Raw genomic sequence first — 26,515 nt, 5'->3', positions numbered from 1 at the left:
TAAAAATCAGTTAACGTCTATCACGGAGCCGCGATTTCTCAGAAACGATACTTCTTGTGTGGGGGCAGGTTTTTGATTTTATTCACTTATAGGTAGATTTTTGGGGATTACGTCATCGCATTTTTCAACCAACGGTTAATTGACGTAACCCAGCCCCACGTCAACCTATAGGGCATCAATGCTGACGTTTTCGACTCACATCAGCGCATTCTGAACCGCTATGCGCAGTGCATATTGCAGCTCAGGCTTTTTGCAAGTGCGGGCTGTTTGTCTGTTCTTCAGGCTCCGGCTTGCGCACGCACAGCCGCAAGAGTGGCGGCACAGTCAAGAGCGTCAAAAAGGCCGACATGGACAGCCCCCCGACAACCACCGCACCCAATCCGCGATAAAGCTCTGACCCCTCGCCGGGAAAGATGATCAGTGGCAGCATGCCCATGACGCTGGTGAGCGTGGACATAAAGATCGGGCGGATGCGGTTGCGCGTCGCCTCTTCGATGGCGGCCACAGGTTCCATACCGTCGCTGCGCAAATGATAAAGTGTCTGGTGCACGATCAGGATTGCGTTGTTCACCACAATCCCCACCAGGATCACAAAGCCGAGCAGTGTCAGCATGTCGAGCGGCTGCGTCTGATAGGTGTTGAGCAAGGCCAAGCCACCGACACCACCTGCTGCTGCCACAGGGACGGAAATCAGGATGACCAGCGGCAACACAAAGCTTTCAAAAAGGATCGCCATCACGAGGAAGACAATGACAAGGGCGACAGCCAGATTGATCTGGATCGCGCCCCAGGTTTGGCTCAGCTGGTCGGCGGTGCCGGATACGCTGAGGCGGATGTCTCCGGGAATGCCTTGCTCTTCCAGAACCGCGACGACGTCACGTTCCAACAGCTCGACAGCTTGTTCCAGTGGCAGCGCATCCGATGGGCGCACTTCGAGCGTGACAGTGCGCAGCCGGTCGCGGTGCCGGATTTCCGTGGGTCCCGCGGTCAGCACCACGTCAGCCAGGGCCGAGACGGGCACAATCTGTCCGCTGGGCGTCACGACCGGGTAACTGCCCACGTCCTGGGTGCGCACCGCGTCACTGACCGATGGATCGCCCTTGAGGACCAGATCGACACGTTCGGCGCCCACGGTGATTTCGGCCACCCGCAGCCCATCGTTAAAGGCGTCCACCGTCGCGGCGAGGCCAGAACTGTCGAGGCCTGCATCTGCCAATCGCAACCGATCCGGGATCAACCGCACCTCGGGCGCCCCCAATTCGAGTCCCGGGATCGGGCGGAATTGGTGACCTTCGGACCGGGGCAAAAGGCCGGACACAATGCCCGCTGCCCGGCCTGCGACAGCAAGGATATCGTCCAGGTCTTGACCCGAGACGTTCAGCTCAATCGTGCGCCCGCCGCCGACGCCCCGCCCAAACAGTGACGGTTGGGTCATAAAGCCGAACGTGCCTGGCTCGGCAAAGATCGGGCGGCTCAGTACGGGGATCAGCTCTGCGGCGCGCTGGCCATCAACGGCACCGGCGCCCACAAAGGAATTGCCGGGCGTGGCCACGAAAAAGAAATTGGCGATGGTCGGGATGCCATCCTCTGTTTCGGTTTCCGGGGCGGCTTGCCACAGCGGTTCTGCCACAGCCTCAATGCGCTGGGCTATGGTTTCGGTTGTGGTCAGGTTATAGCCCGGCGGCGGGATGATAAGGCCAAAGACGAGATTGCGGTTACCCTCGGGCAGGTATTCGAGGCGGGGCAGAAAGGCGTAGCTTGCGACGCCCGCACCCCCTGCGATGGCCAGAACGATGACAATGCCGATCGCGCGAAAGCGCACGGTCATGCGAACATAGGCCATGACGAGGTTTCGAAATCCGCCCGCAATGTGGTCGATGCCCCAGAGGCGCATGGGTTTTTGATCGCCAGCGCCCAGCAGCCGACTGGCCAGCGCCGGTATCACCGTGATGGCCACCACCAGCGATAACAGCACCGACACTGATATCGCGACCGCAATGTCACGAAAAAGCTGGCCCGCCTCAAGCTGCATGATCAGGATCGGGACAAAGACCAGCACCGTGGTCAGCGCCGACACAAGGATCGCGCCCCAGACCTGACTTGCGCCAAGATAGGCGGCTTCGCGGCGGCTTTTGCCCTGTTCGCGCAGCCGAAAGATGTTTTCGAGCACGACAATGGCGGCGTCCACGATCATCCCCACGGCAAAGGCGATGCCCGCCAGCGAAATGACATTGAGCGTGCGGCCGGTCGCGGCCATGACAACGAAGGTGGCCACGATAGATACCGGGATCGACAAGGACACCACAAGCGTGGCGCGCGGGCTGCGCAAAAACAGCATCAGGACAAGAGCGGCCAATACGCCCCCGATCCAGATATTCTGGGTGACCAGACTGATCGCACCGTCGATATAGATTGTCTCGTCATAGACCTGTTCCAGGTCAAGGCCTGCATCGGCAATCGGCCCTTCGGCCAGATCAGCAAGGACAACGCGCAGCTCTTCCATCACGTTGATTACATTTGCACCGCTTTCACGCACCACGTTGAAGGCAAGGCCCGGCGCGCCCTTGAATCGCAACCGGCTGCTTGGTTCCTTATAGGCGAAACTGACCTCTGCTACGTCGCTGACCCGCACCCGGCCAATACCGCCGCCTGCAGCGCCCGAGCGCAAGACGACATTGCGAATGGCCTCTTCGGTGTTCAGGTTGCCCTCGGTGCGAACGACATAGCGACGCTTGCCCTCATCCACGTCCCCTGCAGAGATCGAGATGTTTTCGGTGCGCAGCGTCTGCACCACTTGCGGCACGGTCAGCCCGAAACGTGACAGGCGGCGCGGATCGACGACCACCTGCAATTCGCGGGTCACACCGCCAAAGACATTGACGGCAGAGACCCCTTCGATCCGCTCGACCCGGTCCTTGATCACGTCCTCGACGAAATCGCCATAGGTGGGCATGGCCCGCGTGTTGCCCTCGCGCGCCGTCAGAAGGACCCAGGCGATGGGGCTATCATCCGATCCTGAGGTGTTCAGGGACGGTTCGTTCGCCTCTGCCGGGTAGCCGCTGACCCGGTCCAAACGGTTGGACACCAGCAAAAGCGATTGGCTCATATTGGTGCCCACGCCAAATTCCAGCGTCACCTCGGCCTGGCCGGTGCGTGATCGGGAGGTCATGATTTCAAGGCCCTCCAAACCGCGCAACGCCTCTTCCTGCGGGTTGACGATCTCGCGCTCGATCTCGGACGGGGCGGCTCCGGGCCAGTTGGTTTCGATCACGACGATGGGTTTGCGCACATCGGGGGCCAATTGGATCGGGATGCGCGACAAGGCGATCCCGCCAAAGAGCATCGCCATGAGAACCGCAGCCACAACGGCGACGGGGCGGTCGATGGCATAGCGGATAATGTCCATCAGTTGGTTTCCACCGGGCTCGGGGCGATATCCTGGCCCGGGCGCAGGCGTTCATTGCCGCGCACCACAACCACGTCGCCCGCGTCCAGACCGCTCAGCACTTCGTAGCGGTCTCCCAAAGCAACGCCAAGCGTTACGGCGCGTGGCTGCGCCTTGCCCTCTGCGGCGACAAAGACCGTCCAGCCGCCGCGCGCCTGCACCAGCGCATCCTTGGGCACCGACAGCACATCGCGTGCGTCACCGATGGGGACATTGACGGTCAGCGACTGGCCAACGGCCACATTGGTCAGATCACCAAGACCCGGGGCGGCAAAGCGCACGGCACGGGTGCGGGTTGCAGTGTCCTCCAATGGGAGGATCGCACGCAATTCCAACGTCAACTCCACGCCGGTTTCGGTGATGGCCTCCATGTTTTGACCTGGTTCCAGATAGGGAACGTAGCGGGCGGGTACGCCCGCGTTGATCTCGAACGCGTCGGTGTCCAACAGGCGCACAACGGGCGTGCCTGCCTGAATGAACGCGCCGGGAATCGTGTTGACCTCGATCACGACACCGGAAAAGGGGGCGGTGATCAGGCTGCGCTCAAGCTGATAACGGGCCTCGGCCAACTGCGCCTCGCCGCTTTTCTCGCGGGCCTGCGCCTCGGCCAATTGTGATCGCGCGCCCAGCATGTCGGCTTGGGCGTCGTCAAAACGCCCTTCGCTGAAGGCGCTGGAGCCGCGCAGCGCCTCGATGCGCGCCAATGCCTTGTCGGTCCGGTCCACTTGAACACGGGCGGTGGCGATGCCTGCGGCGGCCTCTGCCATCTGCGCCTCGGCCTGGGCCACGAGGATCGTCAGCAATTCGCGGTTCAACTCGACCAACAAGTCGCCCGCTTCGACCCGGGTGCCAGCCAGAACATGCACCTTGTCCACGTTGCCTGCGACACGGCTGGCCACAGCGCCGTCGCGCGCCGTTGTCACTTCGGCAAAGATCGGAACCGTTTCGGCCAAGGCCCGTTGCTCAACAGTTTGAACGCCCACGGCGGCGGCACGCCCTTGAGCCGATGGGCTGTCAGGCATCAGCAACGCCATAGCAACAAACAAAATGAGCGGAAAAAGAAGGTGTTTCATCCGAAACTATCTAGCGCAATGCCCAACAGGTCAATGGGCGGCCTCAGGTATCGCTGAGCCGATCGGCTGGTTAGGCGATGCGCGGTCTGGCCAAGCCGGGCACCATTTCTGCGCATGGGCGATCACGCCGCTGAGGCAGCTGTCACAGTCCCGTGACGCCCCGTGATCGCATAAAGCGCGACAGCGGCGGTTTTGCTTTGTGTCACACAGAGGAAGGGACACATCGATGGTAAATTTCAAACGCGTATTGCGTGCAGCCACAATGGCGGCAGGCCTTGGCAGCATAGCTGCAGGCCAAGCAGCAGCCCAAAACACCTACGCGTTCGCATTCGGGGGGATCATCCTTGATGGCAAGCAGGATGCCGATGGTTTGATTGGCGGGGCGGCGCAATCTGTCGATACCCAGTATGGTAATGATTTCCAGTTCGGCATCGGCGTCGGGCGTAATTTTGGGAAGATCGGCAATGGCAAGATTGGGCTGCGCGGCGAGATCGAGTTGTCCTATTCAGACGCGGGCGCGGATACGATTGCCTTTTCAGGCAATGGCCCTGCAAACGAGGTGAATGTATCCGGCGGGCTTCAGTCCACAACGCTCTTTGCAAATATTTTCGCTGATTTTCAGACCAATAGCCCGCTCACGCCCTTTGTCGGTGCAGGTGTCGGGATCGGGCGGTTTTCGCAGGACCTGGTCTATGGCCCAGGCGTCCAGGTCAATGAAAGCGATACGGCGTTTGGTGCACAGCTGATTGCGGGCGTGGCATGGGCCGCCACGGATCGGGTCACGCTGACGGCCGATGCACGCTACCGCGAATTTTATGGTGTGGATTCAAAAAGGTTTGCTCCGACAGGTGCATCCACCGGTGTGGTAAGCGGTGATGTCAGCGCTTTTTCTGTCAACTTTGGCGCGCGGATCGCGTTCTGACGGAGCAATGGGCGTCATGTGCCGGAGGCCCCCACCCAGTTGATCTGGTTGCATGACGTCAGGCGCAGGCTGCTCCCCTCGGGTGGCCTGCGCTAACTGCGGACAGTTGCTGCAGCCTTGGCGGCAGCCCGAATTTCGTCCGCGATTTCTTCGGCCTCCTCGGGGTCGAAGTCCATCGGGATTTCCACGCCTTTGGCCTCGATATAGATGCGCACCATACCCTGATCGGTTGGACCGATCTGCATGTTGGCTTCGATGTCGCGTTCGCTGTTGATACCCATGACGGCCTCCGGCGGATGTGGAGGCAGCGTGCTAGCCCGCGAACGCTTGAAACGCAAGCCGCTTGGCGGCAAGGTCGCGGGATGGATGAGGTGAAACTGCGCCCTTTTGAAAAGGACGATCTGGAGTGGCTGGTGGACGCGCACGCGCGGCTCTACACCCATGATGAAGGCTTTGACGACAGTTTTGGTCCGCTCGTCCGCTCGATCCTTGAGGATTTCCTGGCGGGGCATGATCCAGCCTGCGAACGGGGCTGGATTGCGCAGGAGGGCGACCAGCGGCTTGGGTCGATCTTTTGTGTACGTCTGACGGCGGACACGGCCAAGCTGCGCCTGTTCTTGCTATTGCCCGAGGCGCGCGGACACGGTTTGGGCCGCAAACTGCTTGGTGCCTGTATGGATTTTGCCAAGGGTGCCGGTTACGCAGGGATGCGGCTTTGGACTCATGAAAGCCACCGGGCAGCCTGTGCGCTTTATGCCCGGTCGGGTTGGCAACTGGAGGCGTCCAAATCCGTTCATTCCTTTGGTCAGGATTTGGTGGAACAGACCTGGACCTACCGGTTTTGAACAACGCAATTCGGTGCGATTATTCCCCATTCCCGGTCTTGCAATCGGCGCGCCCTATGGGTATTTGATGCCGCAGTGCCGCCTTAGCTCAGTAGGTTAGAGCGCTTGATTGTGGATCAAGAGGTCCCTGGTTCGAGACCAGGAGGTGGTACCACCCTTTCCCTTCATGACACAGGATAGAATCGGGTGGATTTTCCCTAAATGCGGCGCATCGGAAATGCATGACCGTGGAATCACTCGCCTGTCCCAATTAAAATGGTTTGCCGCAGCGTTCCGGTGACTTGATCATAGATCAAAATCTCGTCGTCATGCGTGATCACCGCATACCAGTCGGGTCCCATCGTAAAGGCACTGGCCCGCGCGCCGTCAGGCAGGGTGATCTGTTCCGGTAAGGCGAGCGTCGGTGCCGGGGCATTCAGTCGGATGACAAGCAGGACGATCACCGTTAGAACGCCCAAAATCATCGTGGCGGTCAGCACCGTCACCAACCGGCGCAAAAACCGCAGGTTGGCCGGTTCCGAAGGGGGATCCATGTCGTCCAAGTCCGTATCCTTTGTCATAGGCGAGGCACCGCCCGCGCGCCTTGATAAGGCGATTGCGCGTGACGTGCCAGTGGCCGCGGCCCTGTCGCGGACCCGCCTGGCCAAGTTGCTGGCCGAAGGGGCGGTGACAGTCGACGGCGTGGTCGTGCATGACCCAAAGGCGCGAGTTGCCGAAGGGGCCGCCATCGCTGTGACCGTGGGCGTGGCCGAAGAAAGCCATCTTGTCGCCGAAGACATCCCCTTGGACGTGATCCATGAGGATGCCGACGTGATCGTTGTGAACAAACCGGCTGGTATGGTCGTGCATCCGGCACCCGGATCGCCTGCGGGCACGTTGGTCAATGCATTAATGCATCATTGCGGCGATGACCTGTCCGGCGTGGGGGGCATGAAACGGCCCGGCATCGTGCACCGGATCGACAAGGATACCAGCGGGCTGTTGGTTGTGGCCAAGTCGGACAAGGCCCATCACGGGCTTGCCGCCCAATTCGCCGCCCACACGGTGGAACGGTATTACCGGGCGCTGGTTTACGGCGTGCCCGATGCCAATGATCCACGTTTGCGCGGGATCAAAGGCGCCTCGTTCGAGCCGGGCAATGTGCTGAAAATGACCACACAACTGGCCCGGCACAAAACTGACCGGCAACGTCAGGCTGTTCTGTTTCAGGGCGGTCGTCATGCTGTCACGCGGGCGCGTGTCGTTGCACGCTATGGCACACCGGCGGTGCTGGCGCAGGTCGAATGCTGGCTCGAAACCGGGCGCACCCATCAGATACGGGTGCATATGGCCCATGCGGGCCACGGTTTGATTGGTGATCCGACCTATGGCGGCAAACGCAAACTGGCGCGCGGCGCGCTGAGCGATGCAGGGGTCGCCGCCGTAGCCGGGTTTGGACGACAAGCGCTGCATGCCGCCGTGTTGGGTTTTGTCCATCCGGTGAGCGGAGCGAATATGCGCTTTGAGGCACCTTTGCCGGCTGATTTCGCGGCGCTGCTGGACATATTGGGCTAGCCCGTTGCGTTGACCCATTGGGGTCCGAACACCCCTTTAATATCGCTTTAACCTGTGCCTGAAATCAATTGCACATGCGCGTGAGCGCACTGACATGGGGCTGTACGTCCAAAGCGTGCGGGGCAATATTAGGTCCAGCGACGACACCTGACCCTTGAACACAGGCGATCGCCGTCCCATATGCAATGTTAAGCCCCTAAACATGAGTGGATTTGGGGGGACCAGGAGGGACCAATGGCCAATTACGCAAATCTGCCCGCACCCACACCCGAGGGCGGTCTGAACCGTTACATGCAGGAAATCCGCAAATTCCCGCTGCTCGAGCCGGAAGAGGAATATATGCTGGCCAAGGCCTGGGTCGAAAAGGAAGACACCGGGGCCGCCCACAAGATGGTGACCAGCCACCTGCGGCTCGCCGCCAAGATCGCCATGGGTTATCGCGGTTATGGCCTGCCCCAGGCCGAAGTGATTTCCGAGGCCAATGTGGGCCTGATGCAGGCTGTCAAACGGTTCGACCCCGAAAAAGGGTTTCGCCTGGCGACCTATGCCATGTGGTGGATCCGCGCCTCGATCCAGGAATATATCCTACGGTCCTGGTCGCTGGTAAAGTTGGGCACAACGTCGGCTCAGAAAAAGCTGTTTTTCAACTTGCGCAAAGCCAAGAACAAGATCGGTGCCCTGGAAGAGGGCGACATGCGCCCCGAAAACGTGGCCCGTATTGCCACGGACCTCGGCGTGACGGAAACCGAAGTGATCTCTATGAACCGGCGTTTGTCGGGGGGTGATGCATCGCTGAACGCAACGGTCGGGTCCGAAGGCGAAGGGTCCATGCAATGGCAGGACTGGCTTGAGGACGAAAGCGCAGACCAGGCGGGCGACTACGAGGCGCGCGACGAGTTGGAAGTGCGCCGCGAGATGCTGGCCGAAGCGCTGGACGTGCTGAATGACCGGGAAAAGGACATCCTGACCCAACGGCGTCTGGCGGATCAGACGGTGACCCTCGAAGATTTGTCAACGCAATACGGCGTCAGCCGCGAGCGTGTGCGCCAGATCGAGGTGCGCGCCTTTGAGAAACTGCAAAAGAAGATGCGCGAGATTGCCAAGGCCAAGGGGCTGATGGCCACGGCCTAAGCGAGAAATTTTTCTTGAAAATTTGGGCTCTGCCGGAGACGGCAGGGCCCTTTTTGCTACGGTGGGGCTTGTTGCTGGCCGGCCAGTAGGGGAGTGTTCCCGGAACAGAGACGGGGACGCGCACCTTCTTGGCTTTTGAATGCGGGGGCGGAGGGCTATCGTTACCCAAGACAGCAAAGGGGGCAGCATGTCGGACATTGTATTTCACGTGCCGCGGTCCTGGCTGAGCCTTGGGGGCGAAGGTATGCGCCCCTTCTACCTTCGGCTTATGGAAGGGTTGGAGGACCGCGGCGTTTCCTTCGATGTGACCGTGCTGGATCGGGACCTTCTGCCAGATGCGATAGAGGCTGACGACGCGATCCATGTGATCCACCATGGTCGTTTTCCGCACCCGCGTGCGCGCAACGCCGACGTGGCTTATATTTATCCGTTCTGGAACTTCGACAGCCAAGGCATCCGGGCCTTCTCATCTATCGGGGCCGCACATTTCCCCCAGGGCGAAATTGATCCGGAAGTTGCCCGCCCCTTCTTCCGGCGCCTGCGCAAACGGATCGTTGGCGGACGGACATCGCGATACGAACAGCCCGAAGCCGCGCAGGTCCTCGGCCCCGTCAAAGCGGCGGTCTTCTTGCAATCAGAGGGGCACCGGGTAGTAGGCGAGACCTGTTACCTCGACCGTTGGCAGATGCTGGAAACGGTCTGTGCCAAGGTGGATGGCCCAATCGTGGTCAAGCCGCACCCGCGCGACAAGGATGCGGCCACCCGCGCCGAGCTAAAGGCGATCTGTGCCCGCTACCCGCATTTGCGGGTCTTTGATGGCAACATTCATGATCTGATTTCAGTGGCGGAGCGGGTGATAACGATCAACTCGGCGGTGGGGATCGAGGCCTATTTGCACCGCAAACCTGTGATCCTGTGTGGACAGTCTGATTTTCACCATGTGGCGGATGTGGCGCGATCAGAGGGTGAACTGGCGGGCATTCTGGAACGCCCGCCGCGCAAACGGGCCTATGACAAGTTCATCTGGTGGTATTTTGGACATCATTGCCTGAGCAGTGTTGACGGGGATCTGGTGGATCGGTTCCTGGCACGTTGCGCGCAGTAGTGCGGCGGTAACCGCTTCGCCTTGGTGCATACCTATCGGTGCGCCTCTGCCTGATGGGCCTTGCCACACATTGGGCGCGGCGTAAGGTGGCCACAGCAAAAAGGGGACGATGCATGGCAGGGCCAGTCAATTGGGGTATCTTGGGCGCGGCCAAGTTTGCACGCGAGCATATGGGGCCCGCGATCCATGCCGCGTCAGGCGCGCGCCTGGCCGCCCTCGCCACCCGCGATCCAGACAAGGCCGCGCCGTTTCGCTCCTTTTGTCCGGACTTGGTTGTCCATGACAATTATCATGCTTTGCTCGCTGATCCGGTTATTGATGCGGTGTACATTCCGCTGCCCAACCACATGCATGTGGAGTGGACGCTCAAGGCGTTGGCGGCGGGCAAACATGTGCTGTGTGAAAAGCCCATCACCCTGCGCGAGGCCGAATTTGACGACCTGATCGCGGCGCGGGACGCGGCAGGCACCTTGGCGGCAGAAGCCTACATGATCGTGCATCACCCGCAATGGCAGCACGCGCGGGATATGGTGCAGAGCGGCGCCATAGGGGCCCTGCGCCACGTCACCGGCGCGTTTTCCTTTGACAACCGTGACATGGCCAACATCCGCAATCAGGCCGCCAGTGGCGGCGGGGGATTGCGCGATATCGGGGTCTATGTCTTTGGGTCGACCCGCTTTGTGACTGGGCAAGAGCCGCTGTCGCTGTCGGCCCGGATTGATTGGGAAAACGGCGTTGATACCTTTGCCGATATGCACGCCACCTTTGAGGGGTTCACCTATAACGCCTATACGTCCATCCGGATGTATCCCTATCAAGAAATGTGCTTTCACGGCGAAGCGGGGCTGATCCGGCTTACGGCCCCCTTCAATGCGGGCGTTTTCGGTGAGGCGCGGGTGGAATGGCACAAGCCCGGTCTGGAAGTCGAGGTTAAGCGCTTTCCAGCGGCCAATCACTACGTGCTGCAAGTCGAGGCGTTTTGCCGGTCGGTGCGTGAGGGCATCGCCTACCCCTGTCCTCTGGAATTTTCGCGGGGCACGCAGGCGATGATTGATCAGGCTCTAGCGTCAGGGGCGGATGGCTGATCGACCCTCTGGGGGCAGTATTTATGGGAACAATGAAAGGGTCAGGGGATGGCAGGCGGATGGGCCAAGGACGGAGCGGTTTCTGAACAGATCGAGGCGTCGATCTCGGACGAGTTGGCGCGGATGAAGGCCCGGCTCGCACCCGTGGGCGAGAGCCTGACCCATTGCGCCGAATGCGAAGAGCCGATCCCGAAGGCGCGGCGCGCAGCCTTGCCGGGCGTCAAGCTGTGCGTGGAGTGCGTGGCTGAGCGGGATGCGGCGTATAAGGCACGGGGCGGGATCAACCGGCGTGGGTCCAAGGACAGCCAGCTGAAATAGCGTGTCCTGGTTTGCAGCCAGCAGGGCTTTACCAAAACCGCCGGAATTTTGCCACGCAGCGGCGCTCGCTTTAACGCCTCCCGTGGCTGTAGCCCCCGATACTCGAATAATTGCCTAAAATTAACGCTTGCCATTCGAAGAGTTCCATACGTTTCAAATGGCGTCTCAAGAATTGTTCTAGACGGTACCGGATGGGGCGTATAACGTGTTCTGGAAATTTTGGGTGACGCCCGATGGCTCATAAATTTCCCCAGACTTTGGCGTTAGAGGATTTTTATGGCTACGTATATTACCGAAGGTTTTGCAACATATCAGTTTCTTGCCCCGTCTACCACGGCCCTGTTCCAGGGGACATCATCGGCACCCAATTTTGCCTTGAACGATGAAGAGCCGGACACCACTTGGGAACTCGGCGATGACGTCAACAACACAGGAACCAACGACAACTTTTTCTTGGGTTCTATCCAAGTAAACCTGGTCGCTGGCGGAACGATCGAGCTGCCCGTAGTGCGAAGCAACGCGAGTTTTGTTGATCCAAACGCAAATGAATACCTTGTCTTGATCCCCGACGACTCTTTGCTGACCGATTTCAACTTTCCTGCGTCTTTTGACATCGGAACACTGGACACCAGCGATTTCACAACCTGCTTTGCGCGTGGCACGTTGATTGCGACGCCAGGTGGCACGACAGAGGTGCAAGACCTGCGTATTGGTGACGACATTCTGACTGCTGATGGTGCGCAAACCAGGGTGTTGTGGGTTGGGCGCCAAACAGTCTTTCCGGCGCTGCAACGGTCTGACCGTTTGTTGCCTGTTCGCATCCGTCAGGACGCCTTTGGGGCGGGCCTGCCGACGCTGGATCTGGTCGTGACAGCGGACCACGGTATGATCGTGGACGAATTGGTGATCAATGCGTCTGCTTTGGTGAACGGCACCAGCATACAATGGGTTGAGGTTTCAGAGTTGCCGTTGACTGTCGTGTATTATCACGTTGAAACGGAAAACCATCAGGTGATCCTTGCGAATGGTGTCCCGACAGAGACTTTTGTGGACCATGCTGGACGCCAGAACTTTGATAATTTTCACGAATTCCAGGCGCTTTATGGCGTCGAGCGTTCCATTCCTGAAATGCCGCGGCCACGCATCGCGGCGCAACGCATGGTTCCCCAGGAGATCAAGGATCGGCTTGGGATCGCGGATACTTTCGACCACGATTTACTGGAAAGCGTCTGAGGTTCTGCAAGGCGGGCGTGAAGCCCGCCGCGCATTTTGCGCCTCAACTCTCCATGGCTTCCAATTCGTCGATGAAGCCTGAAATCATGCTTAGCCCCTTGTCCCAGAATTTCGGGTCAGAGGCATCCAGACCAAAGGGGGCCAATAGTTCCTTGTGGTGCTTGGAGCCACCAGCCTTGAGCATGTCGAAATACTTGTCCTCAAAGCCTGGCGCGCCCTCGGCATAGACCGAGTATAGGGCGTTCACCAACCCGTCGCCAAAGGCATAGGCATAGACGTAAAAGGGCGAATGGACGAAGTGCGGGATATAGGCCCAAAACGTCTCGTAACCGTCCATGAAGTCAAAGGCGGGCCCAAGCGATTCTGCCTGGACCGACATCCAGAGCGCGTTGATGTCCTCGGGCGTCAACTCGCCCCCGCGCCGGGCGTCGTGCAGTTTGCACTCAAAATCATAGAACGCGATCTGACGCACGACCGTGTTGATCATATCCTCGACCTTGCCCGCGAGCATGACCTTGCGCTGGGCGGGCGTTTCTGCCCCATCCAGCATTTTGCGGAAGGTGAGCATTTCACCAAAGACAGAGGCCGTTTCAGCCAGGGTGAGCGGCGTGGAAGACAGCATTTCGCCCTGACCGGCTGCCAGAACCTGGTGCACGCCGTGGCCCAATTCATGGGCCAGCGTCATGACATCGCGTGGTTTGCCCAGATAGTTGAGCATCACATAGGGGTGCACATCTGTGACGGTGGGATGCGCAAAGGCGCCGGGGGCCTTGCCCGGTTTCACACCCGCATCAATCCACCCTTTTTTGAAGAACGGCTGCGCCAATTCGCCCATGCGCGGGTCAAAGGCGTTGTAGGCGTCCATCACAGTCTTTTCCGCCTCGTCCCAGCCGACGGTGCGCGGGTCTTCCATGGGCAGGGGGGCGTTGCGGTCCCAGACCTGCATCCGGTCCAGCCCCAGCCATTTGCGCTTCAGTTCGTAATACCTGTGGCTCAGCTTGGGGTAAGCGGCGACAACCGCGTTGCGCAGGGCCTCGACCACTTCCGGCTCGACCTGATTGCTGAGGTGTCGACCGGTTTGGGCCGTGGGCATGCCACGCCAGCGATCCAGGATTTCCTTTTCCTTGGCTTGCGTGTTGTGCACGCGGGCAAAGGTTTTGATGTTGTCGCCAAAGACGTCGGCCAGCTCGCGCGCTGCCGCCTCGCGCTTTTCGCGTACCGGGTCGGTGAGGAAATTCAACGTGCCTTCGATGTTCAACGGCTCGCCGTCAATCTCGAACTCCAACCCCGCAATGGTTTCGTCAAAGAGCCGTTCCCAGGCGTCACCAACAACGCCCAGATCGTGAAGGAACTTCTCCATCTCGTCGCTGAGTTGATAGGGCTTCATTGCGCGGATCTTGTCAAAGATCGGTTTGTAGCGCGCCAGATCCTCGTTCACGCTCATTGCATTGCCCAGATGATTGTCGTCCAGCCGGTTCAGTTCGAGCGTGAAAAAGACCAGCGGCGTGGTGTAGTTGGTGATCTTTTCCTGGCAATCGGACATGAACTTGGCCCGGCCCGCATCGGTGGTCAGCTGGTAATAGCGCAGACCTGCAAAGGACATGATGCGCCCGGCAACCTGGTTGATCCGTTCCTGGCGCTGAATGCACTCCAACAGCCCCGCCGCGTCCAGCGTATCAAGCTTGCCTTCGTAATCGTTGGCAAAGCTGGCGCAGGCCTGTTCCAGCCAATCCAGATCGCGTTTCAGTTCGGGCGCGTCCTCGCCGGTGTAGAGATCATCAAGGTTCCACTCCGGCAGGTCGCCAAAGGGTTGGTCGCCCCGGCTGGCATTGGCGTCTTGAACGGGGAAGGGCAGGTGGAACATGAAAGACCTCTTTTTGTGTTGCGCCATAGGTATGGGGTGGCGGACGAGGGGACAAGGGCGTGCGGCTGTGCGTTTGACGGTTTACGGGGGGCTTTGCCCGCCGACCTGCGGCCTTCCTCGGGTTTTTTGGGGACTGGAGAAGGGTTAGGGCGCGAACAGCCGTGCCGGATTGGTCTTGAAGATTTTGCTTTGTTGTTCCGTCGTCATGATCTGCGCGGCGCTGTCGAGCAAGGTGGCCGCCCGTGGCATCGACGCGCCGTTCAGCATGATATGCGGCCAGTCCGATCCCCACAGGCACTGATCGGGATTGGCGTCGATCAGCCGCCGCATGAGCGGATGGGCAGCTTCGGGGTGTTCCGTGAACCTATAGGGGGCGGACAATTTGACCCAGATATGCCCCTCGCGCAGCAGGGCGCAAAGCGTGTCGATGGCGGGCGTGTCTGGGTCCAGATCCGTGGGCCAGCCGCAATGGTCGATCACCAATGGCGTGGGCAAGGCCCGAATATCATCCGCTAACCCATCGATGTGCTGGTCCGCATGGAGCAGCATCTGCACATGCATCCCGTGATCCGCCAGCGTAGGGGCCATTGCCTTGGCCCCGTCCCAGGTCAGCACACCACCATGCACGTAATTCAGCCGAACGGCGCAGATATCGGCCGCGGCAAAGGCTTTGATCTGAGCCGTCGTGCTGCCATCAGGCAAGAGGCCCACACCTTTGAACCCCCTGCCCATTGCGCGCACCGCCTCGATCGTGACGGTGTTGTCCGTTCCATAAAGGATGGAATGCACGATAAGCCCGTGATCACAGCCCAGGGCGGCAAGGTGGTCGCGGTACATCGCCAGCCACCCGTCGAAATCGATGCCTGCGGGCGGATCTTCGGCTCGGGTGGGTGACAGGGGGTGCGACGGCCCGCCCAACAGGTGCACATGGGCATCCCACGACCCCGCAGGCAACTGTGTGATCGGTGTTTCAGGGGCAAAGGGCGGTTGCGCGTTATCCATAAGTGTCCAGCATCTGGTTGAGATCGTCGAGGCTGTTGGCCTCTTGCACAGGTTTGTCCTGACGCCAACGAGCCATACGCGGGAACCGCAATGCAACCCCCGATTTATGGCGGGTCGAGGCCTGGATGCCCTCAAACGCGATCTCGAACACGTGGTGGGGCGTCACACTGCGCACCGGGCCGAACCGTTGCAGGGTGTTTTTCTTGACCCAGGCCGTGATCTTGCGGAATTCGGCGTCGGTCAGGCCTGAATAGGCTTTGGTAAAAGGTACCAGATCGTTGCCGTTCCAGACGGCAAAGGTGAAGTCGGTGAACAGGTTGGCCCGCCGCCCGTGCCCCGATTGGGCATAGATCATCACTGCGTCGATGGTCAGCGGGTCAAGCTTCCATTTCCACCAATCGCCTTTTTTGCGCCCGGTGAGGTATGGGCTGTCCTGACGTTTCAGCATCAATCCTTCGGCATGAGCTGTGCGCGCAGTGCTGCGTGTGTCGGCCAGCGCATCCCAGTCGTCAAAGGGCACGGTAGGGGACAGCTTGACGGGCGCGTCCTCTGGCAGATCGGCGCAGAGTGCCTCCAGTTTCGCCCGGCGCGCCTGCATCGGCTCGCCCCGCAAATCTTGCCCCTGCCATTCCAGCAGGTCGTAGGCATAAAGGATCACGGGCGCCTCTTGCAGCAGCTTTTTGGGCACAGTCTTGCGCCCGATCCGCTTTTGCAGCGCGTCAAACCCTTGAGGCGCGCCGTCGCCCCAGGCCAGCAATTCGCCGTCCAGCACCGTACCATCGGGGATGAAATCGCGGGCGCGGGTGAATTCGGGAAAGCGGTCGGTCATCAACTCTTCGCCCCGCGACCAGACATAATGCGCCCCCTCGCGCAGGATCAGCTGGCCGCGAATGCCGTCCCATTTCCATTCCGCCTGCCATGCGGCGGGATCGCCCAGATCGGCGGCCTCACCCTCAAGCGCATAGGCCAGGTAAAACGGATAGGGGCGCGAAGCGTTGGCGGCGGCGTCCTGTGCCTCGATCAGGTCATGCCAGGTCACGGTCGCCGGGTCCCAATCACCCATCAAACGATGTGCCATTTCCGCTTCGTCCCGACCCGTGGCCCGGGCCAACGCACGGGTCATCAGTTTCTGGCTGACACCGATGCGAAACCCACCCGTGATCAGCTTGTTGAAAAGAAAGCGCTGCGTCGCGTCCAGACTGTTCCACGCCTCCAGCACCACCGTCTTGCGGGCGTCTTCGTCCATTGCGGCTAACCCGCGCAGCACGTCGATCCAATGGGACAGCCCATGGTCGGTCTCTGTCTCGGCGGCGGGCAGGACCAGGGCAATGGTTTCGACCAGATCGCCCACGATGGGATAGGCCTCTTCAAACAGCCAAAGGGGGATGCTCGCCTGCTCCGCCGCCCATTCGCGCAGCCTGGTTGTGGTCACGGCCCGTTTGGGACGTCGGCCAGAAAATATGGCGATGGTCCAGATGCGATCGGCCTCTGGCGCGTTCTCGAAATAATCGGTGAGGGCCGCGACCTTAACCGTGGTCTTGGTCGATTGGTCGATCGCGTTAAAGAGGGCGGCAAATCGTTTCATGCGGCGGCCTCATCCTCGGCCTCATCCCCACCAAACTCGGTTTGCAGCACTTGCGCGTTCCAGCCCTGATCGTTCAGGTAACGGGTGAAAATGTCGGTATATCCATGAGTGACATAGATGTTTTCGGCCCCCGTTTCGGTGATCGCTGCCAAAAGCCCGGACCAATCCGCATGGTCGGAAATGACAAAGCCCCGGTCCCCCGCCCGCCTGCGCCGAATGCCGCGCAAGGCCATCCAGCCGCTCGCAAAGGCAGTTTCCTGCGCCCCGAATTTGCGCGCCCAGGCCGAGCCAAGGGCGGAAGGCGGCGCCAGAACCAGAGCGCCGGGGTATTCCTTGGGGTTCAGATCGGCGTTGGCAAGCTGGGTGTCAGGCAGCAAGATGCCTTGACCCCGAATGATCCGGTTGGTGTTTTCAATGGCAGTGTGGGTCAGGATCGGTCCCACCGAAGGGTCGAGCATCGTCAGCAACCGCTGCGCCTTGCCCAGGGCATAACAGCCCAGAAATGCGGTCTTGCCCGCCGCGGCACAGTCCGCCCACCAGTCGTTGATCTGTGCCGCAACGTCCGCTTGCGATGACCAGCGAAAGACGGGCAGACCAAAGGTGCTTTCGGTGATGAAATGATGGCACTTAACGGGCTCGAACGCGGTCGACAGGCCGTCGTCGGTGACTTTGTAGTCACCGGATGCAACCCAAATCTCACCCGCAACCTCAACCTTGATCTGGGCCGAACCGGGCACATGGCCTGCCGGGTGGAAAGACACTGTTGCGCCGCCAATCTGACGGGGCTCGCCATAACGAATGGTATCAAGGGCAATATCGCCGAGACGGTGGCGCATCACAGGGGCCGCGATGTCCGTTGCCAGATAAGACCCCATGCCAGAACGCGCGTGATCGGCATGCCCATGGGTGATCAAGGCCCGCGCCACAGGCCGCCACGGATCGATATAAAAATCGCCGACAGGGCAATAGATGCCGGAAGGGGTGAAGGTCAGCGCGCTCATAGGCGCAAACCTAGCATGGGTGCGGGACTTAGCCAGCCTTGGTGAAGGCCGCGGCAATGCTGTCGAAAATGCCGGTGCGGATTTCGGGCGTTTCCATCAGCACCTCGTGTTCGCCGCCCTCGATCATATGCAATGTGCCACCGTCCCAATCAGCCATGCGGTCATGGATGCGGCCCGTGTGCACGATACGCTCATTGGTGCCCAAATACGTTTCGCACGGGACGGGTGGCGACGGCATCCGCGACAGGTCCAGTGTCTCGTTCAAAGCCTCGCGGAGCCAGACAAAGCTGGGGCCGCCAAGGCTCAACTCGGGATGGGCCTCCAGCTGTGCACGCATCATGTCGAACATGGGGCGGTCGGTGGTCAGCAGGTTATCCTCGAACGGGGCCTTGATGACGTATGGATGCGGTTCCGTGCTCGGGGGCAGGCGGTGGCCTTGGCCGATCGCGGGCATCAGATGGCCCAAGGCCCAGGCCAGCGGGCGCAAATGGGCCGAGATGCGGATGCCCCACATCGGCCCTGTAAACGCGGCTGCCGCGACCGGCAGGGCCTCGTGCAGCGCGCGAAGACCGATGCAGCCGCCCATGGAATGCGCGACCAGGTAAAACGGCTCGGGCAGGTTCAGTTCGCGGGCGGCGGCAATCATCGCCGACACATCCAGTTGGTAATCCTGAAACAGGTCCACATGCCCGGTCATGGCATCGTCCAGCATACGGTCGGCAATGCCCTGACCACGCCAGTCGATGGCAATGGTGGCAAATCCGCGCGCGGCAAAGTCACCGGCGGCGGGCGCGTATTTCTCGATGTATTCGGTGCGGCCCGGGAACATCAGAACCGTCCCCTTGGCCCCATCCGGGTGCCACACGCCCAGACGGATACGCACCCCGTCTGACGCATGGGTCCAATAGGCTGCCCCATCCAGCGGTGCGGGGCTTACATCAGTGTAAAGCGGGGCAGCCGAAAGGGTCATCAGGCCAGCACAGACGCCAATTGCATCGCCTTGCCCATGTCTCCGTCCACCGACAGTTTACCGGTCATGAAGGCGGATGTGGGGTTGGTGTCGCCCTCAAGGATCGACCGGAACGTGTCGGCATCGGCGGACAGGGTCACATCGGCGTCGTCATCCGCAATGCGGGCGCCGTCAGCGTCGATGATAATCGCGCCTTCGCCTGCAACGTCGAATTTTGCGGTGCCCGAAAAATCGGCGCCTGCCAGTTTTTGGTTCAAGACCGCAACGGCTTCGTTCAGCGTGTCACTCATGTTTGATGCCCTTTTTGTTGGCTGGCCTGCTCTTGGATATGGAAAATCGGAACAGGGCTGTTACATTCCCTGTTATGGGCACTCGACTTCGCAAACTCTACCCTGTCGTCACGGCACTTTTACTGACAGTAGGGAATTCCTTACCTTTGGCAGCGCAATCCACGGATGACGCGTCTCGGATTGACGACCTGCTTGCTGCGCTGCGCGGGGCCGAGGCCGCCGAGGCCACGCGCATCAGCCGCGATATCGAGCGGGCGTGGTCGCAATCAGGCTCCACATCGCTCGACATGCTGTTGCGCCGCGGACGCGAAGCGATGGAGGAAGAGGACCTCGACGCCGCCATCGAGCATCTGACCGCCGTGACTGACCACGCCCCCGACTTTGCCGAAGGCTGGCATGCGCGCGCCACCGCCTATTACATGAAGGGGCTTTATGGCCCCGCACTGGATGACCTGCAAAAGGCGCTGATCCTGAACCCCGATAACTACAACGCCCTTTTCGGGTTGGGTGTGATGTTGCAGGAATTTGGCGACCTGCGCCGGGCTGAACAGGCCTTTTCCCAAGTCCTCGACTTGCATCCCAACCACGAAAACGCCACCAAGGCCCAAGAGCAACTTCAAAGCCGAGGCATCGGGCGCACGCTCTGAGCAGTTGGGGGACAGCCCATGTCGGGCGACGCACGTGTGGTGGCCGTTCTCGGCCCCACCAATACAGGTAAAACCACCTACGCCATTGATCGCATGCTGGGGCACCGGACCGGGGTGATCGGCCTGCCGCTGCGGCTTTTGGCCCGCGAGGTCTATGACAGGATCGTGGCCTTGCGCGGCCCCTCTGTCGTGGCACTTGTGACCGGCGAGGAACGGATCGTGCCGCCCCGCACCCAATATTGGGTCTGCACCGTCGAGGCGATGCCAGAGGGCATGGGCGTCGATTTCCTGGCCATTGACGAAATCCAGCTCTGTGCCGACCCAGAACGCGGGCATGTGTTTACCGACAGGCTCTTGCGGGCACGCGGCTTGCACGAAACACTGTTTCTGGGGGCTGACACGATGCGCGGCCCCATCCGCGCCCTGGTGCCCGAGGCCCAGTACATGCAGCGCGAGCGCATGTCACAACTGGTCTATTCGGGCCAGAAGAAAGTCAGTCGGATGCGCCCGCGCAGCGCCATCGTGGGGTTCTCGGTCGACAACGTCTATGCCATCGCCGAACTGATCCGCCGCCAAAAGGGCGGGGCAGCGGTGGTCATGGGTGCGCTTTCCCCCCGCACGCGCAATGCTCAAGTGGACATGTACCAGAACGGCGAGGTCGATTTTCTGGTGGCCACCGACGCCATCGGCATGGGGCTCAACCTTGATATCGACCATGTTGCCTTTTCCTCGCTGTCGAAATTCGACGGACGGCGCATGCGCCCATTGGCCCCGAACGAACTGGCCCAGATCGCGGGCCGGGCGGGACGCGGCCAGAAGGACGGAACATTCGGTGTTACAGGCGATGTGCGCCCGCTTGAAGACGGCGTGGCGCAGGCGATCATGGATCACCGCTTTACCCCGCTCAACAAACTGCAATGGCGCAACCACGCCCTGCAATTCGGCACCATCGACGCACTGGTGCGCAGCCTAGAGGCCCCGCCGGATCACGATGTCCTGGTCCGCGCCCGCGAGGCTGACGACCTGATGGCGCTCAAATCGCTGGCGGAAAGTGCCGAAGTCACAGCGCGCTGCACCGATGCGCCGTCAGTACGTCTGCTCTGGGACGTATGTCGGGTGCCCGACTTCCGCGGGATCAGCCACCAGGAACATTCCAGCCTGTTGGACGTTATCTTTCGGTATTTGCACGAACGCGGCGGCATCCCCAACGACTTCATGGCGCGCCAGATCAAACGGATCGACCGCACCGACGGGGACATTGACGCGATCAGCAAACGCTTGGCGTTTATCCGCACATGGACCTACGTGGCCCAGCGGAAAGGCTGGGTGGACGAGATAGACCATTGGCGTCGCGAGACGCGCCATGTAGAAGACCGACTGTCAGATGCTCTTCATGAAAAGCTGACTCAAAGATTTGTAGACCGGCGCACCTCAGTCTTGTTGCGCCGGCTAGGCCAGAAGGAGGCCATGGTGGCCGAAGTGAATGACGCAGGTGAAGTGACTGTCGAAGGCGAGTTCGTCGGCAAGTTGGACGGGTTCCGTTTTTCTCAGGACAAGGGCGCAGGCGCGGCCGAAGCCAAGACAATCAAGACGGCGGCCTTGCAGGCGCTCGCCCCCCATTTCCACCTTCGGGCGGACCGGTTCTATAACGCGCCGGACACCGAGATTGACTATACAGAGCAAGGCGGCCTCATGTGGGGCGCGTCCGCTGTGGGCAAGCTGGTGGCGGGTTCTGACCCCCTGAAACCGCAGGTCGAAGTGTTTGTGGACGATGTGGCAGGCGCGGACGTGGCCCAAAAGGTGCAGCGCCGCTTGCAGCATTTCATCGACCGCAAAGTGGCCGCCCTGTTTGAGCCGCTTGTGGCGATGCAGCGGGACGAGGCGCTGGCCGGTCTGGCCAAGGGCTTTGCCTTTCGCATGGTCGAGGCGATGGGCGTGCTGCCCCGCGCGGCTGTGGCCGACGAGGTCAAGGCACTGGATCAGGACGCGCGCGGCGCGCTGCGCAAGCACGGCATCCGCTTTGGTCAGTTCACGATCTTCATGCCCCTTCTGCTGAAACCCGCGCCTACGCGCTTGCGTCTTGTTCTGTGGTCGTTGGCTCAAGGGTTGTCCGAATTCCCCGAATCGCCTCCCCCGGGGCTGGTCACGATCCCCGCGATGAAAGACGCGCCGCAAGGGGCCGACACGATGGCAGGCTACCGCAACGCAGGTGACCGGGCGATCCGCATCGATATGCTGGAACGTCTGGCCGACATGCTGCGGGCCGAGGATTCGCGCGGCGGGTTCGAGGCCAAGGCAGACATGCTGTCGATCACGGGCATGACGCTGGAACAGTTCGCGGCCCTGATGGAAGGGCTTGGCTACAAGGCTGAAAAAGGCGAGCGGGAGAAGGTCAAAGCGGTGGATGCCGCGATCGCCGCCAAACCGGACGCCGACACGGCCGTGATGGATGCAGGCGATTTGGCTCCGGCCACCGGTGCTGACGACGTGGCCGCGTCTCCTGCGGACGTGCCCGAAGGCACAGGCGACATCGTGGACGAAGGCATCGCCCCGATCATCGCTGAAGCGTCCGAAACGCCCGAGGAAAGTCCCGGTGTGCCGGTCAATTCCGAGACGGAGATCGACCCCGGCACAGCCCCCGACACGGCCACAGCCGCGGTCGAGACCGAGGTGTTCTACACCTTCACCTGGGGCCGTATGGCCAACCCACGCGGGCGCGGCGCACCGCAAGGGGCGGGCAAACCGCGCGGCAAGGGCAAGCCCCAAGGCAAGGGTGGCCCCAAAGGGGCGCGCAAGCCTGGTGGCAACAAGGGGCAAAACTTCTCTGCCCGCCCTCCCAAACCCGAAAAGAAGATCGACCCGGACAACCCGTTTGCCGCAGCCCTCATGGGGCTCAAGGACAACAGCTAAGTGTCTGACCCGGCGCCCAAACTGCGTCTGGACAAATGGCTGTGGTTTGCGCGGTTCTTCAAAACACGATCCCTCTCTGCGGCCCGCGTGACCGCAGGTGACGTGCGGGTGAACGGCGAGCGGGTCACGAAACGCGCGACCACCGTGACAGCAGGCGACGTGTTGACCTTTGCCATCGGCGATCATGTTCGGATCGTCGAGGTTGTGGCCATCGGCAACAGGCGCGGCCCCGCGCCCGAGGCCCAAGCGCTTTACACCGATATGTCCCCGCCGCCACCACCCCGGAAGGACGCTGTTCCGGAAAACCCCAAATTCGAGGGAAAAGGCCGCCCAACCAAGCGCGACAGGCGGCAAGCTGATCTTTCGCGCGCGCGCCACCTTGAATGATCCGGGCGGCTGATTTAGCTAGTCTTCTGACCCTAGCCACATGAGCCTTCCGCATGACCTATATCGTCAATGACAGTTGCATCGCCTGCAAATACACCGACTGCGTCGAGGTGTGCCCGGTGGATTGCTTTTACGAAGGCGAGAACATGCTGGTCATCCACCCTGACGAGTGTATCGATTGCGGCGTCTGCGAGCCGGAATGCCCCGCCGATGCCATCCGCCCGGACACCGAGCCGGACATGGAAAAATGGGTCGAGTTCAACCGCAAATATTCCGAGATGTGGCCTGTGATCGTCACCAAGAAAGACCCGCTGCCGACGGCAGATGAGATGGATGGCAAACCCGGCAAGCTTGAGCTGTTTTCGGAAAATGCGGGCGAGGGCGGATAAACGCACCGAATCGCTTTTGGGGCGCGTCATGCTGCGCCTGCTGCATCACAATCGGCCTGTAGCACTTTGAAAAACCGCCCCTTTTCGGGTGGTGACCTAGGGTAAGCTTTCTGTGGACCCGTTTTTGTGTTATGATTCCTTCATAAACGACCAATGGACGATGGGTTGCCTTACCCTTTCACTCGCGGTGAGGCCTGTGAAATCTGAAATAAACCGCACCGAGACGTGGCAATGCTTGCCCCGCCTGATGCGGTTTTGACTGTCAGAACTCCGGTGCCACGTCCGGGCGTCATATGAGGACCAAGAATGACAAAATCGAAGAATCTCGACTTCCGCCCCAATGAGTATGTTGTGTATCCCGCCCACGGGGTTGGCCAGATCGTGTCGATCGAGAGCCAGGAAGTGGCCGGTATTTCGCTTGAGCTGTTTGTGATCTCGTTCGAAAAGGACAAGATGACGCTGCGCGTGCCCACGAACAAGGCCACCGACATCGGGATGCGCGCCCTGTCGAGCCCTGACGTGATCAGCGCCGCGATGAAGACCCTCAAGGGCAAGGCCAAGGTCAAGCGGGCCATGTGGTCGCGTCGCGCGCAGGAATACGAGCAAAAGATCAACTCGGGCGACCTGATCGCCATTGCCGAAGTTGTGCGCGACCTGCACCGCACCGACGATCAGCGCGAGCAAAGCTATTCTGAGCGTCAACTGTACGAGGCCGCTCTTGAGCGTTTGACCCGCGAAGTTGCCGCCGTGTCCGGTGGGGACGAAAATGCGGCCGCCAAAGAAGTCGGCGACGTGCTGAGCAGCCGTATCGCCGCTTAAAATTCGGTTAACGCGCCGCGTAAGCGGTTGAAAGCAAACGTGTCCCCGCGGGGACACGTTTTTTTATGCCATCGCAACAAGGCTCAGCAGCACCGACAGTTCGGTCAAAATCTGCGTGGCCCCCAAAATATCGCCGGTCTGTCCGCCGATTTTTCGGCGGGCGATCACGCCGATGGCAACCGTCGATAAGCCTGCGATGCACAGGGCAATGACCCCCGCCATCCCGACACATGCCACGGCGATAACGGTCCCGATGAAAACACCGGCCAGAACGCTTGACCGAGGTGGCGCACCGACGCTGTGGGACAAGCCATCGCTGCGCGCATGAGGCAGGGCAAGCATCAAGGCCGGCATCATCATCCGGGACAGAACCAATGCAGCGACGATGGCGGGCCACGTGGCTTCGGCCAGGCCCATCCAGCGCAGACCCATCACCACGATCAAGGCCAGAACGCCGTAAGCACCAATCCGGCTGTCCTTCATGATCTCAAGCCTGCGGGCGCGGTCGTGTCCGCCCCAAAGGCCATCGGCGCTGTCGGCCAGGCCGTCCTCATGCATCGCCCCCGTCAGCAGGATCAACACACCCAGAACAAGCCCGGCTATGATGGGGGCGGGCAGGCCGAGCGCCGCGCTCAGACTGATCAACGCGCCGGTGATCAGCGCAAGGATAAGGCCCACCAACGGATAGGCCCAGACGGCGCGTGCCGGGTCGGCAAAAGCTTTTGAGGGCAAAGCAGGTACAGGCAACCGGGTCAGCAAGACCAGCGCCGCAGGCACGTCCCAAAGCATCGAGGCAGGCCCGGTGTCGGTTTTTTCGGTTTCCATGTCCGGTCCTGACTTGCGGGCGGGTTGGCATTGGGTAATGACCAAGGCTGGGACAGGCAAGAGGAAGATTGACGATGGGCTTTGACACGCTGGACGGGCTGCGTGCCCTGTTGGCTGAGATGCCGGGCGCAGACAGCGCCGCCGCCGAAGGGGCAGCCGCCCGAAACGGGCAGTTGACCAAACCCCCGGGTGCGCTTGGCCGGTTGGAGGATCTCGCGCAGTGGTATGCCAGTTGGCGCGGTGACCCGCAGCCGGTGTTGGAAGCCCCTCAGGTCATCGTTTTTGCGGGCAATCACGGTGTTGCCGCGCGGGGCGTCTCGGCTTTCCCACCCGAAGTTACAGTGCAGATGGTGGCCAATTTTGAACATGGCGGTGCGGCCATCAACCAGTTGGCCAAGACCTTTGGCGCGCGCATGGATGTCGTGCCTCTGGACCTGGATCGGCCCACCGAAGATTTCACCCAAGGCCCTGCCATGTCGGAGGCGGACGTGGTTGCCGCCTTGCGCGCAGGCTGGGACGCAGTCGACGTAGCCGCTGACCTCTTGGTGGTGGGCGAGATGGGCATTGGCAATACCACGTCCGCCTCGGCCATTGCGGTGGCCCTGTTTGGCGGTGCGGCGGCGGACTGGACCGGGCGCGGGACAGGGGTCGAGGGTGACGCCCTGAGCGCAAAGACCCAAGTTGTGGCAGATGGCTTGGCGCGCCATGGGGAAGCTGGTGATGGTCTGGATGTTCTGATGCGCTTGGGCGGGCGCGAATTGGCAGGCATGGCGGGCGCTGTTGCCCGGGCGCGCAGCCTGCGTATTCCGGTCATCCTGGATGGCTTCATTTGCACGGCTGCCGCTGCCTGCCTTGCGCGAACGACGCCCGGGGCACTGGACCACTGCGTGGCTGGTCACCTGAGTGCCGAGGGCGCGCATGGTCGGATGCTGGAGGCGTTGGACAAAGCGCCTCTGTTGCAGCTTGGCTTGCGCTTGGGCGAGGGGTCGGGGGCGGCTTTAGCCATTGGTGTTCTGAAAGGTGCGGTGGCGTGCCACAGCGGCATGGCCACATTTGCGGAGGCGGGCGTCGCGGCGGGATAAGGTCGGTTGGCGGGACTGTTTCGGGCTTGTGGC

At 61.0% G+C, this 26,515-nt stretch carries 25 protein-coding genes and 1 tRNA gene; 15 read left to right on the top strand and 11 right to left on the bottom strand.

Features of this window, described 5'->3' with window-relative positions; genetic code table 11:
• Window positions 1-241: 241 nt before the first annotated feature.
• Together Q1A44_RS06420 and Q1A44_RS06415 are read right to left on the bottom strand one after the other, a co-directional pair.
• Window positions 242-3,406, bottom strand: coding sequence for an efflux RND transporter permease subunit (locus tag Q1A44_RS06420; protein ID WP_299621600.1), 3,165 nt, complete (start codon window positions 3,404-3,406; stop codon window positions 242-244).
• Complete coding sequence (locus Q1A44_RS06415) at window positions 3,406-4,467, bottom strand: efflux RND transporter periplasmic adaptor subunit (RefSeq protein ID WP_299621597.1); 1,062 nt, start codon at window positions 4,465-4,467, stop codon at window positions 3,406-3,408. The genes Q1A44_RS06420 and Q1A44_RS06415 overlap by 1 nt, the downstream gene beginning before the upstream one ends.
• 277 nt (window positions 4,468-4,744) lie before the next feature.
• Here Q1A44_RS06415 and Q1A44_RS06410 point away from each other — a divergent pair, with 277 nt between their 5' ends.
• A complete protein-coding gene (locus tag Q1A44_RS06410; RefSeq protein WP_299621594.1) occupies window positions 4,745-5,440 on the top strand; it encodes an opacity family porin in 696 nt (231 codons plus the stop codon).
• Between the two features lie 92 nt (window positions 5,441-5,532).
• Here the strand turns inward: Q1A44_RS06410 and Q1A44_RS06405 are convergent, their stop codons facing one another.
• Window positions 5,533-5,721: a DUF6324 family protein gene (locus Q1A44_RS06405; RefSeq protein ID WP_299621591.1), complete on the bottom strand. Its 189-nt coding sequence runs from the start codon at window positions 5,719-5,721 to the stop codon at window positions 5,533-5,535.
• Window positions 5,722-5,802: 81 nt separating this feature from the next.
• Here Q1A44_RS06405 and Q1A44_RS06400 point away from each other — a divergent pair, with 81 nt between their 5' ends.
• A complete protein-coding gene (locus Q1A44_RS06400) occupies window positions 5,803-6,285 on the top strand; it encodes a GNAT family N-acetyltransferase (protein ID WP_299621588.1) in 483 nt (160 codons plus the stop codon).
• Window positions 6,286-6,362: 77 nt separating this feature from the next.
• A tRNA-His gene (locus tag Q1A44_RS06395) sits at window positions 6,363-6,439 on the top strand.
• Window positions 6,440-6,518: 79 nt separating this feature from the next.
• On the opposite strand, the gene Q1A44_RS06390 is transcribed toward Q1A44_RS06395, so the two are convergent.
• A complete protein-coding gene (locus Q1A44_RS06390) occupies window positions 6,519-6,818 on the bottom strand; it encodes a DUF6476 family protein (protein WP_299621585.1) in 300 nt (99 codons plus the stop codon).
• Here Q1A44_RS06390 and Q1A44_RS06385 point away from each other — a divergent pair.
• From Q1A44_RS06385 to Q1A44_RS06360, 6 genes are all read left to right on the top strand, one after another.
• On the top strand, window positions 6,817-7,839 hold the full coding sequence (locus Q1A44_RS06385; RefSeq protein WP_299621582.1) for an RluA family pseudouridine synthase: 1,023 nt from the start codon (window positions 6,817-6,819) through the stop codon (window positions 7,837-7,839). The genes Q1A44_RS06390 and Q1A44_RS06385 overlap by 2 nt on opposite strands.
• 234 nt (window positions 7,840-8,073) lie before the next feature.
• Entirely contained in the window at window positions 8,074-8,970 is an 897-nt protein-coding gene (gene rpoH / locus Q1A44_RS06380) for an RNA polymerase sigma factor RpoH (protein ID WP_299621579.1), read from the top strand.
• A gap of 187 nt (window positions 8,971-9,157) precedes the next feature.
• Window positions 9,158-10,075 carry a hypothetical protein gene (locus Q1A44_RS06375; RefSeq protein ID WP_299621575.1) on the top strand — a complete coding sequence of 306 codons (918 nt, stop codon included), beginning with the start codon at window positions 9,158-9,160 and terminating at the stop codon, window positions 10,073-10,075.
• A 113-nt stretch (window positions 10,076-10,188) separates the two neighbouring features.
• A complete protein-coding gene (locus Q1A44_RS06370; protein WP_299621572.1) occupies window positions 10,189-11,160 on the top strand; it encodes a Gfo/Idh/MocA family oxidoreductase in 972 nt (323 codons plus the stop codon).
• Between the two features lie 48 nt (window positions 11,161-11,208).
• Window positions 11,209-11,478, top strand: coding sequence for a DksA/TraR family C4-type zinc finger protein (locus Q1A44_RS06365; RefSeq protein WP_299621569.1), 270 nt, complete (start codon window positions 11,209-11,211; stop codon window positions 11,476-11,478).
• A 276-nt stretch (window positions 11,479-11,754) separates the two neighbouring features.
• Window positions 11,755-12,711: a Hint domain-containing protein gene (locus Q1A44_RS06360; protein ID WP_299621566.1), complete on the top strand. Its 957-nt coding sequence runs from the start codon at window positions 11,755-11,757 to the stop codon at window positions 12,709-12,711.
• Window positions 12,712-12,754: 43 nt separating this feature from the next.
• On the opposite strand, the gene Q1A44_RS06355 is transcribed toward Q1A44_RS06360, so the two are convergent.
• From Q1A44_RS06355 to Q1A44_RS06330, 6 genes are all read right to left on the bottom strand, one after another.
• Window positions 12,755-14,575, bottom strand: coding sequence for a M3 family oligoendopeptidase (locus Q1A44_RS06355; RefSeq protein WP_299621563.1), 1,821 nt, complete (start codon window positions 14,573-14,575; stop codon window positions 12,755-12,757).
• A 144-nt stretch (window positions 14,576-14,719) separates the two neighbouring features.
• The gene (locus tag Q1A44_RS06350; RefSeq protein WP_299621560.1) at window positions 14,720-15,577 is read right to left on the bottom strand and encodes an amidohydrolase family protein; all 858 of its coding nucleotides are present in this window, start codon (window positions 15,575-15,577) and stop codon (window positions 14,720-14,722) included.
• Window positions 15,570-17,162, bottom strand: coding sequence for an ATP-dependent DNA ligase (locus tag Q1A44_RS06345; protein ID WP_299621557.1), 1,593 nt, complete (start codon window positions 17,160-17,162; stop codon window positions 15,570-15,572). Before Q1A44_RS06345 ends, Q1A44_RS06350 begins: the two co-directional genes overlap by 8 nt.
• Window positions 17,159-18,163, bottom strand: coding sequence for a ligase-associated DNA damage response exonuclease (locus Q1A44_RS06340; protein ID WP_299621554.1), 1,005 nt, complete (start codon window positions 18,161-18,163; stop codon window positions 17,159-17,161). Before Q1A44_RS06340 ends, Q1A44_RS06345 begins: the two co-directional genes overlap by 4 nt.
• Before the next feature lie 28 nt (window positions 18,164-18,191).
• A complete protein-coding gene (locus Q1A44_RS06335) occupies window positions 18,192-19,133 on the bottom strand; it encodes an alpha/beta hydrolase (RefSeq protein WP_299621551.1) in 942 nt (313 codons plus the stop codon).
• Complete coding sequence (locus Q1A44_RS06330) at window positions 19,133-19,423, bottom strand: SCP2 sterol-binding domain-containing protein (RefSeq protein ID WP_299621547.1); 291 nt, start codon at window positions 19,421-19,423, stop codon at window positions 19,133-19,135. Before Q1A44_RS06330 ends, Q1A44_RS06335 begins: the two co-directional genes overlap by 1 nt.
• Before the next feature lie 74 nt (window positions 19,424-19,497).
• Here Q1A44_RS06330 and Q1A44_RS06325 point away from each other — a divergent pair, with 74 nt between their 5' ends.
• From Q1A44_RS06325 to Q1A44_RS06305, 5 genes are all read left to right on the top strand, one after another.
• Entirely contained in the window at window positions 19,498-20,070 is a 573-nt protein-coding gene (locus Q1A44_RS06325) for a tetratricopeptide repeat protein (RefSeq protein WP_299621544.1), read from the top strand.
• Window positions 20,071-20,088: 18 nt separating this feature from the next.
• Entirely contained in the window at window positions 20,089-22,980 is a 2,892-nt protein-coding gene (locus Q1A44_RS06320) for a helicase-related protein (protein WP_299621540.1), read from the top strand.
• Window positions 22,981-23,367 carry an RNA-binding S4 domain-containing protein gene (locus Q1A44_RS06315; protein ID WP_299621537.1) on the top strand — a complete coding sequence of 129 codons (387 nt, stop codon included), beginning with the start codon at window positions 22,981-22,983 and terminating at the stop codon, window positions 23,365-23,367. It begins immediately after the preceding gene.
• A 53-nt stretch (window positions 23,368-23,420) separates the two neighbouring features.
• Entirely contained in the window at window positions 23,421-23,756 is a 336-nt protein-coding gene (gene fdxA / locus Q1A44_RS06310) for a ferredoxin FdxA (protein ID WP_299621534.1), read from the top strand.
• Between the two features lie 306 nt (window positions 23,757-24,062).
• On the top strand, window positions 24,063-24,575 hold the full coding sequence (locus tag Q1A44_RS06305) for a CarD family transcriptional regulator (protein WP_299621531.1): 513 nt from the start codon (window positions 24,063-24,065) through the stop codon (window positions 24,573-24,575).
• 63 nt (window positions 24,576-24,638) lie between these two features.
• Here the strand turns inward: Q1A44_RS06305 and cobS are convergent, their stop codons facing one another.
• Window positions 24,639-25,400 carry an adenosylcobinamide-GDP ribazoletransferase gene (gene cobS / locus Q1A44_RS06300; RefSeq protein ID WP_299621528.1) on the bottom strand — a complete coding sequence of 254 codons (762 nt, stop codon included), beginning with the start codon at window positions 25,398-25,400 and terminating at the stop codon, window positions 24,639-24,641.
• Window positions 25,401-25,474: 74 nt separating this feature from the next.
• Between cobS and cobT the strand changes: the two genes are divergently transcribed.
• Complete coding sequence (cobT, locus tag Q1A44_RS06295; protein WP_299621525.1) at window positions 25,475-26,482, top strand: nicotinate-nucleotide--dimethylbenzimidazole phosphoribosyltransferase; 1,008 nt, start codon at window positions 25,475-25,477, stop codon at window positions 26,480-26,482.
• Window positions 26,483-26,515 lie beyond the last annotated feature (33 nt).

Source organism: uncultured Tateyamaria sp. (assembly GCF_947503705.1).
Lineage (GTDB): Bacteria > Pseudomonadota > Alphaproteobacteria > Rhodobacterales > Rhodobacteraceae > Tateyamaria.
The sequence above is the reverse complement of the archived record's forward strand: the minus strand, read 5'-3'. Positions and strand labels throughout refer to the sequence as shown.

Coding starts and splice junctions, on each gene's coding strand:
- Q1A44_RS06420 (WP_299621600.1), bottom strand. CDS start 3,406: ATGGACATTATCCGCTATGCCATCGACCGCCCCGTCGCCGTTGTGGCT.
- Q1A44_RS06415 (WP_299621597.1), bottom strand. CDS start 4,467: ATGCCTGACAGCCCATCGGCTCAAGGGCGTGCCGCCGCCGTGGGCGTT.
- Q1A44_RS06410 (WP_299621594.1), top strand. CDS start 4,745: ATGGTAAATTTCAAACGCGTATTGCGTGCAGCCACAATGGCGGCAGGC.
- Q1A44_RS06405 (WP_299621591.1), bottom strand. CDS start 5,721: ATGGGTATCAACAGCGAACGCGACATCGAAGCCAACATGCAGATCGGT.
- Q1A44_RS06400 (WP_299621588.1), top strand. CDS start 5,803: ATGGATGAGGTGAAACTGCGCCCTTTTGAAAAGGACGATCTGGAGTGG.
- Q1A44_RS06385 (WP_299621582.1), top strand. CDS start 6,817: ATGTCGTCCAAGTCCGTATCCTTTGTCATAGGCGAGGCACCGCCCGCG.
- Q1A44_RS06390 (WP_299621585.1), bottom strand. CDS start 6,818: ATGGATCCCCCTTCGGAACCGGCCAACCTGCGGTTTTTGCGCCGGTTG.
- rpoH (WP_299621579.1), top strand. CDS start 8,074: ATGGCCAATTACGCAAATCTGCCCGCACCCACACCCGAGGGCGGTCTG.
- Q1A44_RS06375 (WP_299621575.1), top strand. CDS start 9,158: ATGTCGGACATTGTATTTCACGTGCCGCGGTCCTGGCTGAGCCTTGGG.
- Q1A44_RS06370 (WP_299621572.1), top strand. CDS start 10,189: ATGGCAGGGCCAGTCAATTGGGGTATCTTGGGCGCGGCCAAGTTTGCA.
- Q1A44_RS06365 (WP_299621569.1), top strand. CDS start 11,209: ATGGCAGGCGGATGGGCCAAGGACGGAGCGGTTTCTGAACAGATCGAG.
- Q1A44_RS06360 (WP_299621566.1), top strand. CDS start 11,755: ATGGCTACGTATATTACCGAAGGTTTTGCAACATATCAGTTTCTTGCC.
- Q1A44_RS06355 (WP_299621563.1), bottom strand. CDS start 14,575: ATGTTCCACCTGCCCTTCCCCGTTCAAGACGCCAATGCCAGCCGGGGC.
- Q1A44_RS06350 (WP_299621560.1), bottom strand. CDS start 15,577: ATGGATAACGCGCAACCGCCCTTTGCCCCTGAAACACCGATCACACAG.
- Q1A44_RS06345 (WP_299621557.1), bottom strand. CDS start 17,162: ATGAAACGATTTGCCGCCCTCTTTAACGCGATCGACCAATCGACCAAG.
- Q1A44_RS06340 (WP_299621554.1), bottom strand. CDS start 18,163: ATGAGCGCGCTGACCTTCACCCCTTCCGGCATCTATTGCCCTGTCGGC.
- Q1A44_RS06335 (WP_299621551.1), bottom strand. CDS start 19,133: ATGACCCTTTCGGCTGCCCCGCTTTACACTGATGTAAGCCCCGCACCG.
- Q1A44_RS06330 (WP_299621547.1), bottom strand. CDS start 19,423: ATGAGTGACACGCTGAACGAAGCCGTTGCGGTCTTGAACCAAAAACTG.
- Q1A44_RS06325 (WP_299621544.1), top strand. CDS start 19,498: ATGGGCACTCGACTTCGCAAACTCTACCCTGTCGTCACGGCACTTTTA.
- Q1A44_RS06320 (WP_299621540.1), top strand. CDS start 20,089: ATGTCGGGCGACGCACGTGTGGTGGCCGTTCTCGGCCCCACCAATACA.
- fdxA (WP_299621534.1), top strand. CDS start 23,421: ATGACCTATATCGTCAATGACAGTTGCATCGCCTGCAAATACACCGAC.
- Q1A44_RS06305 (WP_299621531.1), top strand. CDS start 24,063: ATGACAAAATCGAAGAATCTCGACTTCCGCCCCAATGAGTATGTTGTG.
- cobS (WP_299621528.1), bottom strand. CDS start 25,400: ATGGAAACCGAAAAAACCGACACCGGGCCTGCCTCGATGCTTTGGGAC.
- cobT (WP_299621525.1), top strand. CDS start 25,475: ATGGGCTTTGACACGCTGGACGGGCTGCGTGCCCTGTTGGCTGAGATG.